This window comes from Arthrobacter crystallopoietes BAB-32, from assembly GCF_000328305.2.
In the GTDB taxonomy this organism is placed as follows: domain Bacteria; phylum Actinomycetota; class Actinomycetes; order Actinomycetales; family Micrococcaceae; genus Crystallibacter; species Crystallibacter crystallopoietes_A.
The window spans coordinates 1-17517 of the sequence record NZ_ANPE02000096.1 but is presented as its reverse complement, the minus strand read 5'-3'; the positions used below and the strand labels follow the sequence as shown (position 1 = coordinate 17517).

The following is a 17517-nucleotide window of genomic DNA, read 5'->3' as shown; positions in this document are numbered from 1 at the left end:
GCTGGTGTGGCCGCCGGCGGCAAGGCTCAACCTTGGTCGCCGCCGGCCACGGGCAGGACCGTGCCGGTGATGTAGGAGGCTTCGTCCGAAGCCAGGAAGGTGATGGCGGCGGCCTGCTCGGCCAGGCTGCCGTAGCGCTTGAGCAGCGAGGACGCCACGGTCTGGTCCACGATCTGCTGGTACCAGGCCTGTTCCTGCTCGCCGTCCGGGGCCGGGCCGCGCTTGACCCGCCGTTCGGGAGCGTCGGTGCCGCCCGGGGCGGTGGCCGCCACGCGGATGCCGTGCGGTGCGAGCTCCAGGGCCAGCGAGGCAGTGATGGCGCCGACACCGCCCTTGGCCGCCGCATAGGGAACCCGGTTGATGCCGCGCGTGGCCACCGAGGAGACGTTGACGATGACGCCCGAGCCCTGCCGGATCAGCTCCGGCGCGGCGGCCCGGCATGTGTAGAGGGTGGGAAAGAGCGAGCGGCGGATCTCCCGGTCGATCTGCTCCGGTTCGTACTCCTGGTACGGCTTGGCCCAGATGGTGCCGCCGACGTTGTTGATCAGCACGTCGATCCGGCCGAAGGCATCCACGGCGGCGGCGATGGCCGCTGCGGCCCCGGCGTACTCCTCCAGGTCCGCGGTGATGCTGCGGGCGTCCACGCCGGAAGCCGCGAGCTTCTCCGCCACCTCGTGCACCAGCTCGGAGCGGTCAACGAGCATCAGCGCGCCGGACTCGGCGGCGATCCGCTCGGCCACGGCCAGCCCGATGCCCTGGGCGGCGCCGGTGATCACCACGGCCTTGCCGGCAAACCGCTCCCGGGCGTAGCCCAGGCTCACCGCGCGGCTCCGGCTGCCGCCAGCTCGCGTGCCGCAGAAGGTTCTTCGCCGGTGTCCTTGGCGTCCCCGGCGGCGCCGACGGCGAACCGCTCGTAGTAGAAGTTGGCCGGGACGATGCCCTGCTGGTCCCAGTACTTGCGCACCGCATCCACCATGGCAGGCGGGCCGCACAGGTAAACGTCCACATCGCCGTCGTTCAGGTGTCCTTCTTCGATGTACGCGGTGACGTAGCCCTTCTTCTCCGCGGTGCTGTCCGGGTCCGCAACGCAGTAGTCGAAGGTGAAGCCGTCGAGGACGGAGGCGTAGTGCTCCAGCTTGTCCAGCTCCACCAGGTCCTTGTCGAACGTCACGCCATAGACCAGGTGCACCGGATGGGGCAGCTTGCCTCCGGCGGCCGCGGCCTTCTCCAGCATGGACAGCAGCGGTGCGATCCCGGTTCCGCCGGCCAGCATCAAGGCGGGCCGCTTGAACTCGCGCAGGAAGAAGCTGCCCATCGGGCCGGCCAGCTCGAGCCGGTCGCCGACCTGGGCCCGCTCCTTCAGATAGGTGGTCATGGCTCCGTCCGGCGCGGTGCGGATGAGGAACTTCAGCTGGTCCTCGTCCGGGCCGCTGCTGAATGAGTAAGAGCGGACCGCGTCGGTCCCGGGAACCGAGACGTTCATGTACTGCCCCGGGAGGAAGCCGAGGGCGGCCCGGTCCTCGATGCCGAGGGTCAGCGCGGCGGTGTTGTCGGCAAACCAGTGCAGGTCCAGGATGGTCGCGCTGAACGTCTGCGCGCCGGTCTTGGCCATCTCGGCGGTGCCGGAGATCTGCAGCACCAGGTCCGACTCCGGCACCATCTGGCAGGGCAGGCAGAAGCCGTTGTCCGCTTCGTCGTCGGTCAGTGCTTCCTCGATGTAGTCGCCGCCGTCGTAGCTTCCGGACTCGCACAGGGCCTTGCAGGTGCCGCAGGCGCCGTCCCGGCAGTCCAGCGGGATGTTGATGCGGGCCTTGTACGCCGCGTCCGCGACGGTTTCGTTGCTGTTGCACTTGATGAAGCGGGTCAGGCCGTCTTCGAAAGTGAGCGCTACTTGGTAGGACATGGGGGAACTCATTTCTGGAAAGGCTCGTGGGTGCTGCTGGGCGCCCGGCGGACCGGGCGCTGCGAATCAGATGTGGTAGATGTCCACGACGTGGTGGATGTAGTCGTTCTTCAGCACGACCTTCTTCTTGAGGATCACCGGCTGCGTGCCGCTGCAATCGATCGTGTAGAAGGAGGTTCCGAAGTACGTGTCCACGTTGTTGTACCGGTAGTAGAGCGTGAACCAGTTGAAGCGGATGTCTACTTCGGTGCCGCGCTGTTCGATGATTTCGACGTTGGTGATGTTGTGCCCCGTCCGCGGCTCCGGCAGGCTGGTGGCGCTGGAGCGGTCAGTGCGGATCCGGAAGACGCGGTCCTCGATGCCGCCGCGGTTCGAGTAGTAGATCAGCGAGATTTCGCGCTGCGGGTCCTCGGTGAGCTCGTCGTTGTCGTCCCAGGCCGGCATCCAGAACTCGGCGCTGGGGTGGTAGCAGTCAATCCATTTCTCGAATTCCCGGTCATCGAGGAAGCGGGCTTCGCGGTAGAGGAACTGCTGGATCTGCTCGAGCGTGATGGTCGCCGAGGCCTGGTCGATGGTTGCGGTCACGTCGCTGCTCCTTAGCGGTTGTTCTTCTCGGCGGCCTCGGCCTCCACGGCCTTGCGCATGGTGTCCAGCCAGTAGCCATGCTGGACCGGATAGAGGCCCTCGTCTTCGGTTTTGGCACCGCTGGAGATCGGGTTCAGTCCGATCTTCTTGGCCTGCTCGTCGGCGCCGGTGACCTGGTGGGTTGCGCCGCGGCTGAGGTCGTTCCACTTCGCCGAATCGGCCAGGTAGGTCTTCTGGCAGGACCGGAACTCCTCCAGGTCGTCCGGGGTCGCCATGCCGGAGGCGTTGAAGAAGTCCTCGTACTGCCGGATGCGGTTGGCCCGCGCCGCGTCGGATTCGCCCTTGGGCGCGATGCAGTAGATGGTTACCTCGGTCTGGTCCACGGAGATGGGGCGGAAATGGCGGATCTGGGAGGAGAACTGGTCCATCAGGTAGACGTTCGGGTAGACGCACAGGTTGCGCGAAGCGCCCACCATGAACTCGGCCTGCTCGGCCCCGAACTCGTCCGCCAACTCCTGCCGGCGCTCGAACAGCGGGCGGTCCTCCGGGTTGCCCCACCACATCCAGAGCAGCAGGTGTCCATGGTCGAAGGAGTAGTAGCCACCGCCCTGTTTGCCCCAGGTGCCGGCATCCATCGCCTTGGTTTCGTTCGTCGACTCGCCGGTACCGCGCCGCGAGGTGGTCGCCGCGTAATTCCAGTGCGTCGCCGAGACGTGGTAGCCGTCGGCGCCGTTCTCGGCCTGGACCTTCCAGTTCCCGTCGTAGGTGTAGGTGGAGGAGCCGCGCAGCACCTCAAGGCCTTCGGGTGACTGGTCCACCATCATGTCGATGATCTTCGCCGCATCGCCGAGGTGCTCCTCCAGCGGCTTCACGTCTTCCTTGAGCGAGCCGAAGAGGAAGCCCCGGTAGGACTCGAACCGCGCAACCTTGGTCAGGTCGTGCGAGCCCTCCTTGTTGAACTGCTCCGGGTAGCCCGCGTCGCGCGAATCCTTGACCTTGAGCAGCTTGCCCTTGTTCGTGAAGGTCCAGCCGTGGAAGGGGCAGGTGAAATTGGTCCGGTTGTCCGTCTTCCTCCGGCAGAGCATCGCACCGCGGTGGCTGCATGCGTTGACCAGGCAGTTCAGTTCGCCGTCCTTGCTGCGCGAGATGACCACCGGCGTGCGGCCAATGTACGTGGTGAAGTAGTCGCCGACGTTCGGGATCTGGCTTTCGTGCGCAAGGTAGACCCAGTTCCCCTCGAAGATGTGCTTCATCTCGAGTTCGAAAATTTCCTCATCGGTGAAGATGCTCCGCTTCGCCCGGTAGATCCCGTTCTCGGGGTCATCGATCAGGGCGTCCTCGAGGTGGGTGCGGACGTTGTCCAAGGTCTCGGTCATGATCACTCCATTCAGCTGGGCCTCGTTGCCCGGTGGCTTCCTGCCCGCCGGTAAAAATCCCACCATCAACCCTGCCAAGCATGTGATCCACGTCGCACCGGACATTTGCCTAGTCCCGGGCAAGGGGGTAGCCGAACGTTCGGTCGGCTGGACCAGGCGTCCCGGGAGACGGAAGAACCCCGGAGGCCTCAGCTTCCGGGGTTGCGGACGGACGGGGGCCCGGGCAGATGGGTTTCCGGACGGACGGGGGTCCGGGCAGATGGGTTGCGTGCGGTTGAGTTCCTGCGCCGGGGTCAGGGGCGACGGCGGCGCAACAGCAGGAGGGCGGCCGCACCGGCGAGGCAGCCCCAGAAGGGCGAGACAATGCCCAGGGGTTCCACGCCCGACGCCGTAACCACCAGGGTGATCAGCGCGGCTTCGAGCACGGCCGGGGAAGCGTGTTCCGCGGTCACGGCATCCCGGACCGCGCCCTGCAGGGCGCCAAGCAGCGCGACACCGGCGAGCGCGGTCAGCATCGGTCCCGGGACGGCGGCGAATAGCGAGACGACGGCGGCGCTGAAGGTCCCGAAGACCAGGTAGAAGACGCCGCACGCCATTCCGGCGACGTAGCGGCGCCGCGGATCCTCGTGCGCCTCGGGGCCGGAGCAGATGCCTGCAGTGATCGCGGCGAGGTTGATCGCGTGCGAGCCGAACGGCGCGAACAGCACCGACATTACGCCGGAGGCGCCCAGCAGCAGGCGGTCATTCGGCCGGTAGCCGCTGCTGAGCATCATGGCCAGGCCCGGACCGTTCTGGCCGGCCATGGTCACGATCAGCAGCGGCACGGAAATCCCCATGATCGCCGTGAGGCTGAATTCCGGCGCGGTCCAGAGCGGTCCGGACAGGGACAGCGCGAGCCGGGGCGCGGCGATCTCCCCGCTGGCGATCCCGAGGACGGTGCCCGCGGCGAGCGCCACGAAGACCGCGTACCGGGGCAGGAACCGCTTGCCGGCGAGGTAGGCCAGCACCAGTCCCCCGGCAACCAGCGGCGAAGCCATCACCGCGCCGGCGGCCCCGACGACGAAGGGCAGCAGGATCCCGGCCAGCACGGCCGCAAGGATGGGCTTCGGTACCGCCGCCAGCAGCCGGCCGAACAGCCCGGAGATGCCCAGGACCGCGCCGAGCGCCCCGGCAACGATGTAGGCGCCGATGGCTTCCGCGTACGAGTAGTTCCCCAGCGCGGTCAGAAGCAGTGCCGCGCCGGGCACCGACCAGGCGACCATCACCGGCTGGCGCGTCGCCAGGCTCAGCACGGTGCACACCAGGCCGCTGGCAATCGACACCGCCCAGACCCACGAGGTCGTCTGCGCCCCGGTCAATCCGGCGCTCTTGGCGGCCTCGAGCACCACCAGCAGCGGGCCGGCATAGGAAACCGCCACCGCCACCAGGCCGGCCAGCACAGCGGAGAGGGACATGGCCGAATGCAGCGGCAGCCGGTCGCGTTCGGTCTGGGAATCAGTCAGCGCCATAATGCTGCCGACCCTAGCCGCCGCCCTCCCCCGGGCCAACGGCTGTCAGCGCTGCAGCCGCAATTCCCGCACGTTTCCTAGTCAATTGCCCGGGCCGGACGCCGGGGAAAGTAGGACGGGAGAATACCGGGAAGTGTGGACCGGGAGTACAACGGGGGAGTACCCGGGAAAATGTGGACCGGGAGTACGACGGCGGTGCCTGCCGGAGTTCCTTTCCCGCACCTTAAGGTAGGGAGAAGAACCGGTGGCAGGCACCGCCGTCGTTAGTGGAACGGACGATAGGCTGCGGCCGCTGGTAGGGGTGGCGCAGTCTGCCGGCTAGTTGCCGAAGACGTCCTGCAGGTTGCCCTCCGGGCTCCAGAGGGCGATGGAGTCGCCGGTGTTGTTCAGCACGTTGGCGTCGCCGCCGTTGTAGTATGCATCCGCGGCATTGGTGCCGGGGCCGGTGTAGACGCGCAGCTCCGCGCCCGGCTCGAGCACGTAGCCCTCGCCGACGGTCAGGATGTTGTTGGCGGCATCGCGGATGATGTAGCCGCTGGCGTCGATGGCACGGTCCGTGGTGTTGCGCAGGACGACATGCTCGCCGGTCTCGGGCTGGAGGTCGCTGCCGGCCGGGTTGTTGACGGCGTCCGCGATCTCGATGCCGGTGGCTGCGGGGAAGGGCTTCTGTCCATCCAGGTAGCGCATGGTCTGGATCGGGAAGTCGCCGGTGACCGCATCGACGCCGAGATCGATGGAGTGCTGGACGGCTTCCGGCGAGTTGGCGGTGTAGACGCCGATGATGAGGCCGGCGGCCTTGGTGTCCGCCACGTTCTGCGCGGTCAGGGTGCGGTAGTTGGTGCCGACGGAATCGGCGAAGGTGGCCCATTCCGCGAGGACTTCCGGTCCGGGCACCTTGCTGGAGAGCTGCTGCAGCTCGATCTCCGGGGCGATGTCCGCGAACTTGCGGTTGGAGGCCTCATCGAAGCTGAGCACCTGGATCTTGTCCGCGTCCACGAGCTTCTTCCACTTGGCGTCGGTGCGCAGCTCGTCGGCGACGACCTGCTCGATGCCCGGGGAGTTCTTCGGGGACTTGATCTCGATGTAGATGCCGGTGTTGATGGTGGCGACCTTCGCTGCGTCGTCCAGGTGCGGGATGCGCTCGCCGTCGAATTCCTCGCTGAAGTAGGAGCCGGCGTCGAGCTGCTGCAGTTCGGTCCAGGTGAAGGAGGTAATCGGGTCGTTGGCGCGCTCCGGGAAGACCTCTTCCACGTTGGTGGTGCGGGCCGGGGTGTCGTCGTGGAACAGGAACGGCACGCCGTCCTTGCTGAGCTGGACGTCGATCTCGAAGAAGTCAGCGCCCGAGGCGCGGCCGTCCTTGAATGCGGCCACGGTGTTTTCCGGGGCGGTGCCGGCAGCGCCGCGGTGGCCGATCATCAGCGGCGAGTTGGCGGCAGTGGCTTCGGCCGCTTCCTCCGGTGCTTCCTGGGCGGTGGCCGGTGCGGCGAACAGGGTCAGTCCCACGGCGGCGGCAGCGGCCGAGCTGGTCGGTGTCTTGGTCAAGCGAGATGGCATGGGTTGTCCAAATCCTTCGTTCTGGCGGATATTCCCCCCTTGCTTGATGCTCACAGCCGAGGCCGTCGGGAAAGCCAACTCCCCGTGAATTCAGGGTGAAACGAAGCGTGTGCGGACGTTCGCGGCTGGATTTCCAGCGTTTTAACAGGTGGCACTCCGGGATTCCCCAAACTGTTTGCCTACATTGGAATTACCTCATCAAGGTGCGAGTGATTGAAACCCCGGTGGCCAGGAGCTTCCCCCATCTCCTGGCCGCCGGGGTTTCCCCTTGTCCGGAGTTTCCCGTTGTCGGGACATGGCAAGGGCGGGGCCCCTGCCCTTGTGGACAGGGACCCCGCCGGATGGTACGCCGCTGGTGTTAGGCAGTGAGGCTAGAAGATGCCGTTCATGCTGTTCCAGCCGCCCTTGCCGATGATCTTCTTGAGAAGCCAGCCGCCGTCGCCGTTGCCCGGGTAGAGCCACAGGTTGCCGTTCTTGTGCCGGGCGAGCACGTCAACGTTGCCGTCGCCGTCGAAGTCGCCCGAGCTGAAGATGGTGGTCATGCTGTTCCAGCCACCATGGCCGACGATCCTCTTGGCAAGCCAGCCGCCATCGCCGTCGCCCGGGTAGAGCCACAGATTGCCGTTCTTGTGCCGCGCGAGAACATCCGCGCTGCCGTCGTCGTCGAAATCACCGGGGCTGAAGATCTCGGTCATGCTGTTCCAGCCACCATGGCCGACGATCCTCTTGGCAAGCCAGCCACCCTCGCCGTCGCCCGGGTAGAGCCACAGATTGCCGTTCTTGTGCCGCGCGAGAACATCCGCGCTGCCGTCGCCGTCGAAATCACCGGCGCCGAAGATCTCGGTCATGCTGTTCCAGCCGCCCTTGCCGACGAGCACCTTCTTCAGCCAGCCGCCCTCGCCGTCGCCAGGGTAGAGCCACAGGTTGCCGCCCCGATCGCGGGCCAGCAAGTCCATGCCGCCGTCGCCGTCGAAGTTGCCCGGGCTGAAGACCTGCGACATGGCGTTCCAGCCGGTGCCGATCTGCACCCTCTTCATCATGCGGCCCTCGCCGTTGCCCGGGTAGAGCCACAGCCTGCCGGAGCGGTCCGTGGCGAGCACGTCGGGATTGTTGTCCCCGTCGAAGTCGCGGTTGTCGGAGATCCGGCCATTGCCGGTCCCCGGGGTTTCGCCCGGAGTCTCCTCGCCAGGTTCGCCCGGAGTCTCCTCGCCGGGTTCACCCGGAGTCTCCTCGCCGGGTTCGCCGGGATTCTCCTCGCCCGGACCGCCGCTGCCTTCGAACGTCCACGCGCCGATTTCGCTGCTGTTGCCGGCCGCATCGATCGCGATGGCGCGCAGCGTGCTGGCGCCGGTGACCTGCATCGGCTCGGTGTAGAGCAGGCTCTGATTGGTGGGCTCTGATCCGTCCAGTGTGTAGTAGATGGCAGCGCCCTCGCTGGCAGCCAGCGTCACGAGCGCGCCCGCGGCGAGCGTGCCGCCTGCCGGATCGGCCGTAACCGTTGGAGCCGTCAGGTCCAGGGTGTAGGTCTCCGTGAACACCTCGGAGGCCACACCGTTGAAGGTAATGAACTTCAGCGTCGTGGTGCCCTCGGTGGCGATCTCGATCGGGCCGGTGTACAGCGTGCTGTCCGTGTCCGGATCGGTTCCGTCCGTGGTGAAGAAGATCTGTGCCCCGGCAGGATCCGCTGTCAGCTCCACGGTCTGCGGTGCAGCGAAGGTGCCGCCCGCCACGCTGGCCGTGGCGGCCGCGGGCTCCGGCGCTACCGCGCCCTCGGTGCGGCCCTGGACAATGAAGTCGCCTGTTTCGCCAAGCACCTCTGGCGAACCCAGCTCTGCGCCGGAAGCGTCGGTCAGCTGCTCGATTCGGAAGAAGTTCGTGTCATAGGGACTTCCGACGACGGCGTGCGGCGTAGTGCCGTCGCCCAGGTAACCGGCCGGCGCACCTTCGGTCCAGCGCAGGAACGGGCCGATCTTGGCCTCAAGCAGCGGCGTGAAATCGCCGTTGCCATTCATGCTGCCCAGATCCTCGGTGAAGTTGATGTCGCCGGCTTCATCCGCTGCCACTTCGAGCACGCCGTAGGGATGCGTGATGCGGTAGGTTGCCCCGGGTTCGAAGACCTCGTCGCCGCGGACCCGGATGCGCCCGAAGGCGACCTGGTCGCCGTCGCGCACTTCCTCGGCCGCGAATGCGGCCTCGGAGGCCAGTGTCAGTTGGACATCCTCGCCACCGATCACCATCTCGGCCTCCGCAGCCCACCAGAAGGCCTCGCCCGGGAAGTTGTTCGGGAAGGACGCCGGCTGGGTTGGATCGGGCAGCACGTCGACGATCGGGCAAAGCGGATCGTCCAGGCAAAGCTCGAGCCGGACTGGCTCCTGGCCTTCCCAGCCATTGTCTTCCAGCCACATCGGGAAACCGTGGTCGCCCTCGGGGCCGATGGCCTTCAGGTTGTGGATCTTGTAGGGGAAGGAGCGGGTCTCGCCGGCGACCCCATTGGCATCCACCGAAACGGCCCGCATCGTCAACGAATTAGCGATGACGAACGGTTCGGCGTAGAGCCGCGTGGTACCGATCGGTTCGCCGTCCTCAGTGAAGGACGGAGAGCTGCCGTCCAGGGTGTAGAAAATGTCCGGAGTACTGCCGTCCTGCGTCGTGCCGGTCAGCGTGACCCTCTGCGGCCCTGCCAGCGGAGCGTCCGCCGTACTGACGGGGGCTGCTTCGATCCACGGCCGGGTGGCATCGAGTTCATACTCCTCGGTGTAGATCTCAGTGGCTTCGCCGGTGGCCAGGTCGACGCCGATGTACTTCAGCGTCGTCAGCCCCGGGGTGTCCAGGGACACGATGGCGCCGGCGTCCTTGTTCCCGGCTTCGGGAACGTACTCGACGCCGTTCACCAGCGCGCCTGTTTCGTCCACCTGCGGGTCGGTGCCGTCAATCGTGTAGACAATCTTGGCCTCGTCCGGGAAGGACGTGTAGATCTTCACCTCCTGGGCGAAGTTGTAGAGGCCGCCGGGTTTGTCCACGCCCGCTTCCAGGGTGGCGATCTTGCCTTGCACGGCGAACAGGTCCGTCTCGGCGCTTTCGACCGAACCGCCCTCGGTGAAGACTCCTTCGACCTTGAAGAAGTTGGTGCCGTTCGGGCTGCCGACCACCTGGTGTTCGACGTTCGGATCGCCGATGAAGCCCTCCGGCGCGGCCGGTTCGAAGGCCGGGTCCCACCGCAGGAACGGCCCAATGCTGCCGTTCAACGGCTCTTCCCACGTGCAGGGTTGCTGCAGGCAGCCAATATCTTCGGTGAAGCGGACCCTGCCGCGTTCGTCCGCTGTCACTTCATTGACACCGTACGGATGGGTGACGGTGTAGGTCTGGCCCGGCACGCCGTCGTCAATGCGGATGCGAAGCCGGGCAAAGCCGTTCTGCTGACCCGCGGCAACCCCTCCGGCACCGCCGAAGGCCGCTTCCTGCGCCATCACGAGAATGGCTTCGCCGCCGCCGGGCAGGTCCATCGATGCTTCACCGGACCACCAGAAGGACTCCTCCGGGAAGTTTCCCGGGATCGACAGCGGCGCGGTGTTGTCGTATTCACCCACAACAGGGCAGTTGACCGCGTCCAGGCACAGCTCGAGCCGTACCGGATCCAGCCCCTGCTCGGCGTTGCCGGCGTCGCCGTACCAGTACGGGTAGCCGTTGTTCGGGTTGATTGGCCCCACCCCGTCGGGTGCGGTGTTCAGCGCCGCCGGCAGCATCCCGGCGAGCGATGTCGGTGCGAGGCCGCCTCCGGACTGGGCCACCGCTGGCGGCAGGATTCCCAGTCCGGAAACGACAACAGCGCCGGTGGCAGCCACTGCTGCCACCCGGCGCCGGAAGTGTGCATGCACGGCTGGCCTGCCGCGCCTTTCTGCCGCATGAAGCGCCATGAATCCCCCTTGTGCGAATGACCCCTGAAGGAGCGGGCTGGACGGCTCCGGCTCCATGCCCTCCACCTTGGTCAGCCGACGCTGGAAAATCCTTGCACTTCTGCCCGAGGCCCCGCAGGCCGGGATCCACAGCGTTTTAACAGGTTTCGCCGAGGTTTCTCCCAACCGGCCGTCCTACTGTGGAAACACCTCTTGAAGAGTGCGAGTGATGAGGCACCGGCCGGCAGGAATTCCCCCCAACGTTCTTGCCGGCCGGTGCTTCTCGTTTAACGGCATGGCCCCACGGGACCAGGCGGATCTCATACCTCAGGCCGATGCCAAGGTCCATACCGGATGCTTATGCTCTTGGCACAAGCTAGCCATCGACAGCACCGCCGGTCGAGGCGGCTGCCCGGCTGCATGAAGGGGGACAGCGTGGAGTTCGATCCGATGCTATGGATCGTGGTCCTGGTCTGCGCCGGGCCGTTCGCCCTGGCACTTGGCATCGGGGCGCTCATCAGCGTCCACCGCATGTCGAAGCCAGGCGGCGCGAAGGCCGCCTGGCTCCTGCTGGTGCTCGCCCTCCCAGTGCTCGGCGCGGCCTGCTGGTTCGGCCGTTCCCTAGCCGCCGATCGAGGCCAGCGCGAACACTCCCGCGGCGATGCCGAAGCCTATGACGCCGATGGTGGTTTCCATGACGGTCCAGGTCTTCAGCGTGGTCTTGACGTCCATGTTCATGAACCGGCCCACCAGCCAGAAGCCCGAGTCGTTTACGTGCGAAGCCACGACCGAACCGGCAGCCACGGCCACCACGAGCGTGGCCAACTGGAAGCCGTTGTATCCCGCAGCGGAAACGGCAGGCGCAATCAGGCCCGCCGCCGTCGTTAGCGCCACCGTGGCCGAACCCTGGGCCACGCGCAGGATCGCCGAAATCAGGAAGCCCGCGAGGATCAGCGGAATGCCGACGTCCCCCAGCACGTCCGCGAGCGCGTCGCCGATCCCGGAAGTGCGCAGCACACCGCCGAACATGCCGCCGGCACCGGTGATCAGGATGACCGAACAGACCGGGCCCAGGGCGGATTCCATGATCTTCTCGATCACATTCTTTTCCACGCCGCGGCGGGTGCCCAGCACCAGCGCGGCCACGAGCAGGGCGATGAGCAGCGCCACCGGAGTTTCGCCGATGGCGCGCAGGATGGTGAACCATGGCTGTTCGGCCGCTGTTTCGGGAACCACGCCGGCGGTGGCCAGCGTGTTGAGGCCAGTGTTGAGGAAAATCAGGACCAGCGGCAGCAGCAGGACGCCCACCACCGTGCCGAACTTCGGCGGGTTGGCTTCGGCCTCCTCGTCCGCCTCGCCGAGCAATTCCGGCACCGGCAGCACGAACTTCTTACCCGCCCACAGGCCGTACAAGTAGCTGGTGACGTACCAGGTGGGGATCGCCACGACCAGGCCGACCAGGATCACCAGGCCGACATTGGCGTTGAAGAACTCGGACGCGGTGACCGGGCCGGGATGCGGCGGCACGTAGATGTGCATGACCGAGAACGCGCCCGCGGCCGGCAGCCCGTACCGGAGCACCCCGCCGCCCAAGTGCCGGGCCACGGAGAAGACCACCGGCAGCATGACCACCAGGCCGGCGTCGAAAAAGATCGGGAAGCCGAAGATCAGCGACGCCAGGCCCAGCGCGAACGGCGCCCGCTTCTCGCCGAACAAGTTGATCAGGTAGTTCGCCAGCACATGCGCGCCGCCGGAGACTTCCACGATCCGGCCGAGCATCGCGCCCAGGCCCACCAGCAGCGCCACCGAAGCCAGCGTGGAGCCGAAGCCGGACAGCAGCACCGGCACGGCCTCGCCGGCCGGGATCCCGGTGGCGAACACGGTGAGCAGGCTGACCAGGATCAGCGCCACGAAGGCGTGCATCCGCAGCTTCATGATCAGGAACAGCAGGAGCGCAACGGCCAGCGCTGCAATCAGCAGCAGCGGTCCGGCGCCGAGGGTTTGGGTCCAGCCTTCGATAACCATGGATTGCCTCTCTCTTCGGCCGCCGCGGCGGCTTCGCCCGGTTCTCCAAAATGGCGGAGCGGCTAGGCCAGGCCCAGCCGCTCCAAAGTCTCGTTGGCGATTTCCTCAGGGGTTTGCTCGATCGACACGCGGATCCCGCCCTCATCCGGCGCCAGCGGTTCCAGTGTGTTGAGCTGGTCGGGCAGCAGGCTCTTGGGCATGAAATGCCCGGAGCGGTGCTCCATCCGTTCCCCGATCACGGCCGGGTCGCCGTCGAGATGGACAAAAAGTACGACGCCGTCCGCTTCCCTGAGCAGGTCGCGGTACGTCCGTTTCAGCGCTGAGCAGGTGACGATCGTGCTCTCCCCCACCGCCGCATGCTCGGTCATCCAGGCCTGCATGGCGCGCAGCCACGGCCAGCGGTCCTCGTCGGTCAGTGCCGTTCCCTGCGTCATCTTCCGGATATTCGCCTCCGGATGGAACTCGTCCGCTTCGGCGAAATCCCAGCCCAGCCGCTTGCGGAGCAGCTCGGCGATCGTGGACTTGCCCGAGCCGGAAACTCCCATCACCACCAGATGCGTCGGTTCCTGCGGCATCGGTTCCACCTCGGCTTCCACGGCTCACGGCCCCTCCGGCCGCTGCACCCGAGGCTACTCCGCGGTGGCACAAAACGAAATACAAACCCGCACCCCGCCGGCGCCGCGGGCGGAGTGCGGTGCCCTAGGCCAGGGTTCGCCGGGCGAATGGCGGCGACGATGCCCAGCGGCGCTTCAGGCCCAGCAAGCGCATGACCAGCGCCCAGTAGGCCACTCCCGCAACCAGCGACGCGGCCACCGCTACCGCCGGATGGATGGCGACCAGGGGCGGGAAGACGAGCCAGTGGGTGAGGTACACGTACAGCGACGCGCTGGCGAGCAGGACCGTGAGCCGTTGCAGGCCCCGGGGTACCGGCAAGGTCCGGAGCCAGACGAGCACCAGGATCCCGGCCAGCAGCGTCATTTCACGCGGCTGGTCGTCGAAGAAGCCCGGAATGCACAACAGTGCGACAGCGGTAACCAGCCAGCGGTGCGCAGCGGTCCTCGCGCGGGCCACGGCCCACCCCAGGGCGAACAGCCACAGGGCGGGACCGGTGTTCGGCACTCCGAGGTCGACGATTTCGAAGCGGCCCAGCAGGCCCGCGGCCGTCAGCCCGAGGGGAAAGGCCAACGGGAACCGCCGCTCCAGGCGGGAGACCGCGGGGACGGCCAGCAGCGCGGTCATGCAGACCAGGAGGTAGGTCAGGACCTCAACGAACCAGAAATGCCATTCGGGCGTGACTTCCTGGGGACCTACCAGCGCGTTCAGCAGGAAGATGTTGGCAATGCTGTAGTTGTCGGTGAGGATGTAGGCCACGGCAATGAAGGCCACGCTCGGTACGACGATCCGCGCGAGGCTCGTCAGTTGGCGGCGCAGCCGTTTTGCCCGTTCGCCCTGCAGCTGGAACCGTGCGAAGTTGTAGCCGGCCACGGCCAGCAGCACATGGGCTGTGCCTTCCCAGTGGAACAGCCCGATATGGGTGCTGACGATAAAGACGATGGCTACCGCGCGCAGCACGATGCTGGACTCCATCGGCGCAAACAGCTTCCGCCGCCGCTTGGCCGCTGGCGCCGCCCGCTCAAGTTCGGCGACGGGGCCTCACGTGCCAGTCGTCCGGCAGCGAGCCGAGCGCGGCCTCGAGGCGGACCGACGCCGCCACATAGGACAGCGAGTCGCCGCCCAGCGACGCAAAGGTGTCAGTGTCCCGGACCGTTGGGACCTCCAGCTGCTCGGCCAGGATGGCACGCACGTCCTGCGGCCCTTCCGGCCGGGAGCGCGCGGGTTCCTGCGGAGCGGGAGCTGGCCGGGCGAGGGCCAGCACGGCCTGGTAATCCGGTTTGCCGTTGCCGAGCCGCGGGAGCTGGTCCACGGCATGCATCTTCAGGGCGCCCCGCGGGATGCCCAGCTCCTCGGCCAGCACCTTCCTCAGCAGTCCCGGGTCCTGGTCCCCCTCCACGGCGACCACCAGCTGCTCGTCCGTGCCGGCGCTGATGGCCTGCACGCCCAGGTCAGCCAGGAGCTGCTCCACGCGGCCCAAGTCGATGCGCAGGCCCGCGATCTTGATGAAGCGGCTGCGCCGTCCCACCACCTCGAACAGTCCGTCCGGATGCCTGCGGGCCAGGTCACCGGTGCGCAGCTCGAAGACGGTGCGGCCGGCGGCGAGGTCCGCGGGCTCTTCGGCATAACCAAGCATGACGTTGGGACCCGAGTAGACGAGTTCGCCGTCATCGAGGCCGTCCACCGGGTCGATCCGGAAACTGCCGCCGGGGATGGGCACACCGATCCGGGACGGGTTCTCGGCGGCGAGGGACGGCGGCAGGTAGGCCATCCGTGCCGTGGCCTCGGTCTGGCCGTACATAACGAACAGCTCCCAGCCCCGCTCCCGGCCCACCCGTGCGTAGCGCCGGACCAGCTCCGGTGCCAGGCGCCCGCCGGCCTGCGTCACGTAGCGCAGGTGCGGCAGCTCCATGTCGGCGAACCCCACGCGCTCCAGGAGTTCGAAGGTGTACGGCACGGCGGCGAAGGAGGTTGCCTTCCTGCCGCGGAACAGGTCCCAGAAGCAAGGATCGACGACGGAGAGGTCGGTGAGCACCACGGACGCGCCGGTGAGCAGGTGGCTGTTCAGCACCGAGAGCCCGTAGCAGTACGACATCGGCAGGGTGGTGACGGCCCGGTCGGCCGGCCCGATGCGCAGGTACTCGGCGATGGCCCCGGCGTTCGCCTGCAGGTTGCCGTGCGAGAGCCGCACGAGCTTTGAGGACCCGGTGGAGCCGGAGGTGCTCAGCAGGAGCGCGAGGTCCGGGTGCAGCTGGTGCCTGGTGGCCGGACGGACTTCCTGGAGCCGGGGCTCGCCGTTCCCGGCGCCGGTGCCCATGATGACGTCCGGGTCGAAGGCGTCCCTGATCGACTCCAGGGCGGACGGTTTGTCTCCCGGCACCAGCACCAGCGGATGTCCCGCGGACAGTGCCGCCAGGTAGGCCACCAGGGAGTCGACGTCGTTGGCCGCCGCAAGCAGCACCAGCCGCCGTACCGGGCCAAGCCGTTCGGCGACGGCCTCCACGCGGGCCGCCAGCTGGCGGTAGCTGAGTGTCCCGTCATTCGTGATGACGGCAGGACGGTCGGCGAAACGGGCGAGCTGCGCCGCGAAGGCTACGGAAGGTGCCGCCGTTTCCAGGGGCCTGCTCGGCAGTGCAATGGACAAGGTACTACCTCGATGTTGTGGCTATGGGAGAAGGTATTGACGACGGCGTGGCGGGGCCGGCGGTGCCATTGGGCGGCGCGGTGACTGCACGGTCGCCGGCCAGCAGGGTCGGCGTCGTGCCGGCTGCAACGGTCACGCTGACGGGGGTTCCGGGGGCGTAGCGCACCTGGTGCGGCTGCCACGACCGAAGCGTGCGCCCCGAGGCCAGGCGGATGTGGTGGAGCAGGAAGGCGCCCCGGTACTCCAGGGACACCACGCGGGCCGGGGACTGCGGGTCCGGCGACAGCGCAACTTCGTGCGGCCGGAGGACCACGTCCACGTCCACGTCGCAGTTGGCCCAGCCGGGAACCGTTGAGACGACGCCGATCTCGCAGGTCAGCAGCGCATTGTGGACGTGCGCGGGAAGGAAATCCGCGTCCCCCATGAAGGAGGCCACGAAACGGGTGGCTGGCTGTTCGAAGACCTTCTCGGGGAGGTCAACCTGTTCGATGGCGCCATCGCGCATGACCACCACGCGGTCGCCGACCGACAGCGCTTCCGTCTGGTCATGGGTGACCAGCAGCCCGGTAGTTCCGGTTTCCCGCAGCACTGCGACGACATCTGCGCGGACCCGTCCGCGCAGGGTTTCGTCCAGACTGGAGAACGGTTCGTCCAGCAGTACGACGGCGGGGCGCGGCGCCAGGGCGCGCGCCAGGGCTACGCGCTGTTGTTCTCCGCCGGACAGCTCATGCGGATAGCGGGCGGCCAGATGTCCCAGCCGCACGAGTTCCAGCACCTCGGCGACGCGCTTCTCCCGTTCCCGGGCAGGCGTCCGGTTCAGTCCAAAGGCGACGTTCTTCCCGACGGTCAGGTTCGGGAAGAGAGCATGGTCCTGGAATACCAGTCCCACCCGGCGGCGTTCCGGCTGCTGGAACCGCCGCCGGTCCGCGGCGGTTTCGCCGGCAATGGTGATGCTGCCCGCGTCCGGCCGCTCGAGTCCGGCGATGAGCCTGAGCATCGTCGATTTCCCGCATCCGGAGGGACCGATGACGGTCACCAGTTCGCCGGCGCCGATCGTCAGGTCGAGGGACGTCGCGGCGGCGACCTTGCCGTACCGCCTGCTCACGCCGTCGAGCTCCAGCGCCGGAATGCTGGAAGCGCCGTGCCGAGGAGAGGTCATGGTGCTACCGCCCCGGTCCCGAGGCCGGCTCTCCGCCGGAACAGGAAGTACACCGGAATGACAGCCACTGCGACAATGCCGAGTGCGGGCAGCGCTGCCTTTTCCCAGAAATTCTCGCGGGCCAGCTCATAGACCCAGACGGAGACCGTGGTGAATCCAAAGGGCCGCAGGAGGAGCACGATCGGCAGTTCCTTGACGGCGTCGATGGCCACCAGGAGCAGCGCGACGGCGGCGCCGCGGCGGGCCAGCGGCAGGTGC

General features: G+C 67.4%; 12 protein-coding genes and 2 pseudogenes. 1 reads left to right on the top strand and 13 read right to left on the bottom strand.

The window, feature by feature from the left end:
* Positions 1 to 26: 26 nt before the first annotated feature.
* From D477_RS07030 to D477_RS21085, 7 genes are all read right to left on the bottom strand, one after another.
* Positions 27 to 821 carry a 1,6-dihydroxycyclohexa-2,4-diene-1-carboxylate dehydrogenase gene (locus D477_RS07030; RefSeq protein WP_005268316.1) on the bottom strand — a complete coding sequence of 265 codons (795 nt, stop codon included), beginning with the start codon at positions 819 to 821 and terminating at the stop codon, positions 27 to 29.
* Positions 818 to 1903 carry a benzoate 1,2-dioxygenase electron transfer component BenC gene (gene benC, locus D477_RS07025; protein ID WP_005268315.1) on the bottom strand — a complete coding sequence of 362 codons (1086 nt, stop codon included), beginning with the start codon at positions 1901 to 1903 and terminating at the stop codon, positions 818 to 820. The genes D477_RS07030 and benC overlap by 4 nt, the downstream gene beginning before the upstream one ends.
* 66 nt (positions 1904 to 1969) lie before the next feature.
* Positions 1970 to 2488: a benzoate 1,2-dioxygenase small subunit gene (gene benB, locus D477_RS07020; protein ID WP_005268314.1), complete on the bottom strand. Its 519-nt coding sequence runs from the start codon at positions 2486 to 2488 to the stop codon at positions 1970 to 1972.
* An 11-nt stretch (positions 2489 to 2499) separates the two neighbouring features.
* Positions 2500 to 3864 carry a benzoate 1,2-dioxygenase large subunit gene (gene benA, locus D477_RS07015; protein WP_005268313.1) on the bottom strand — a complete coding sequence of 455 codons (1365 nt, stop codon included), beginning with the start codon at positions 3862 to 3864 and terminating at the stop codon, positions 2500 to 2502.
* A gap of 293 nt (positions 3865 to 4157) precedes the next feature.
* Positions 4158 to 5372, bottom strand: coding sequence for a benzoate/H(+) symporter BenE family transporter (locus D477_RS07010; protein WP_005268312.1), 1215 nt, complete (start codon positions 5370 to 5372; stop codon positions 4158 to 4160).
* Between the two features lie 318 nt (positions 5373 to 5690).
* The gene (locus tag D477_RS07005) at positions 5691 to 6926 is read right to left on the bottom strand and encodes a glycerophosphodiester phosphodiesterase family protein (RefSeq protein ID WP_005268311.1); all 1236 of its coding nucleotides are present in this window, start codon (positions 6924 to 6926) and stop codon (positions 5691 to 5693) included.
* Positions 6927 to 7297: 371 nt separating this feature from the next.
* Positions 7298 to 10777 carry a chitobiase/beta-hexosaminidase C-terminal domain-containing protein gene (locus D477_RS21085; protein ID WP_190273534.1) on the bottom strand — a complete coding sequence of 1160 codons (3480 nt, stop codon included), beginning with the start codon at positions 10775 to 10777 and terminating at the stop codon, positions 7298 to 7300.
* Positions 10778 to 11173: 396 nt separating this feature from the next.
* On the opposite strand from D477_RS21085, the pseudogene D477_RS23845 reads away from it, so the two are divergent.
* Positions 11174 to 11419 (top strand): annotated as a pseudogene (locus D477_RS23845) (PLDc N-terminal domain-containing protein); the annotation flags it as partial.
* 21 nt (positions 11420 to 11440) lie between these two features.
* On the opposite strand, the gene D477_RS06995 reads toward D477_RS23845, so the two are convergent.
* The 6 genes and pseudogenes from D477_RS06995 to D477_RS22620 form a co-directional block, all read right to left on the bottom strand.
* Positions 11441 to 12844 (bottom strand): GntP family permease, encoded by a 1404-nt coding sequence (locus D477_RS06995; RefSeq protein ID WP_005268309.1) that lies wholly within the window; start codon positions 12842 to 12844, stop codon positions 11441 to 11443.
* 62 nt (positions 12845 to 12906) lie between these two features.
* Positions 12907 to 13419, bottom strand: a complete 513-nt coding sequence (locus D477_RS06990) for a gluconokinase (protein ID WP_043846022.1) — start codon at positions 13417 to 13419, stop codon at positions 12907 to 12909.
* Positions 13420 to 13543: 124 nt separating this feature from the next.
* Positions 13544 to 14431 (bottom strand): acyltransferase family protein, encoded by an 888-nt coding sequence (locus D477_RS23185; protein WP_237740727.1) that lies wholly within the window; start codon positions 14429 to 14431, stop codon positions 13544 to 13546.
* A 46-nt stretch (positions 14432 to 14477) separates the two neighbouring features.
* The gene (locus tag D477_RS23180; RefSeq protein WP_237740726.1) at positions 14478 to 16100 is read right to left on the bottom strand and encodes a non-ribosomal peptide synthetase; all 1623 of its coding nucleotides are present in this window, start codon (positions 16098 to 16100) and stop codon (positions 14478 to 14480) included.
* Positions 16101 to 16104: 4 nt separating this feature from the next.
* The gene (locus D477_RS06980; protein ID WP_005268307.1) at positions 16105 to 17259 is read right to left on the bottom strand and encodes an ABC transporter ATP-binding protein; all 1155 of its coding nucleotides are present in this window, start codon (positions 17257 to 17259) and stop codon (positions 16105 to 16107) included.
* A pseudogene (locus D477_RS22620) lies at positions 17256 to 17517 on the bottom strand (hypothetical protein); the annotation flags it as partial. The pseudogene D477_RS22620 and the gene D477_RS06980, both read right to left, overlap by 4 nt.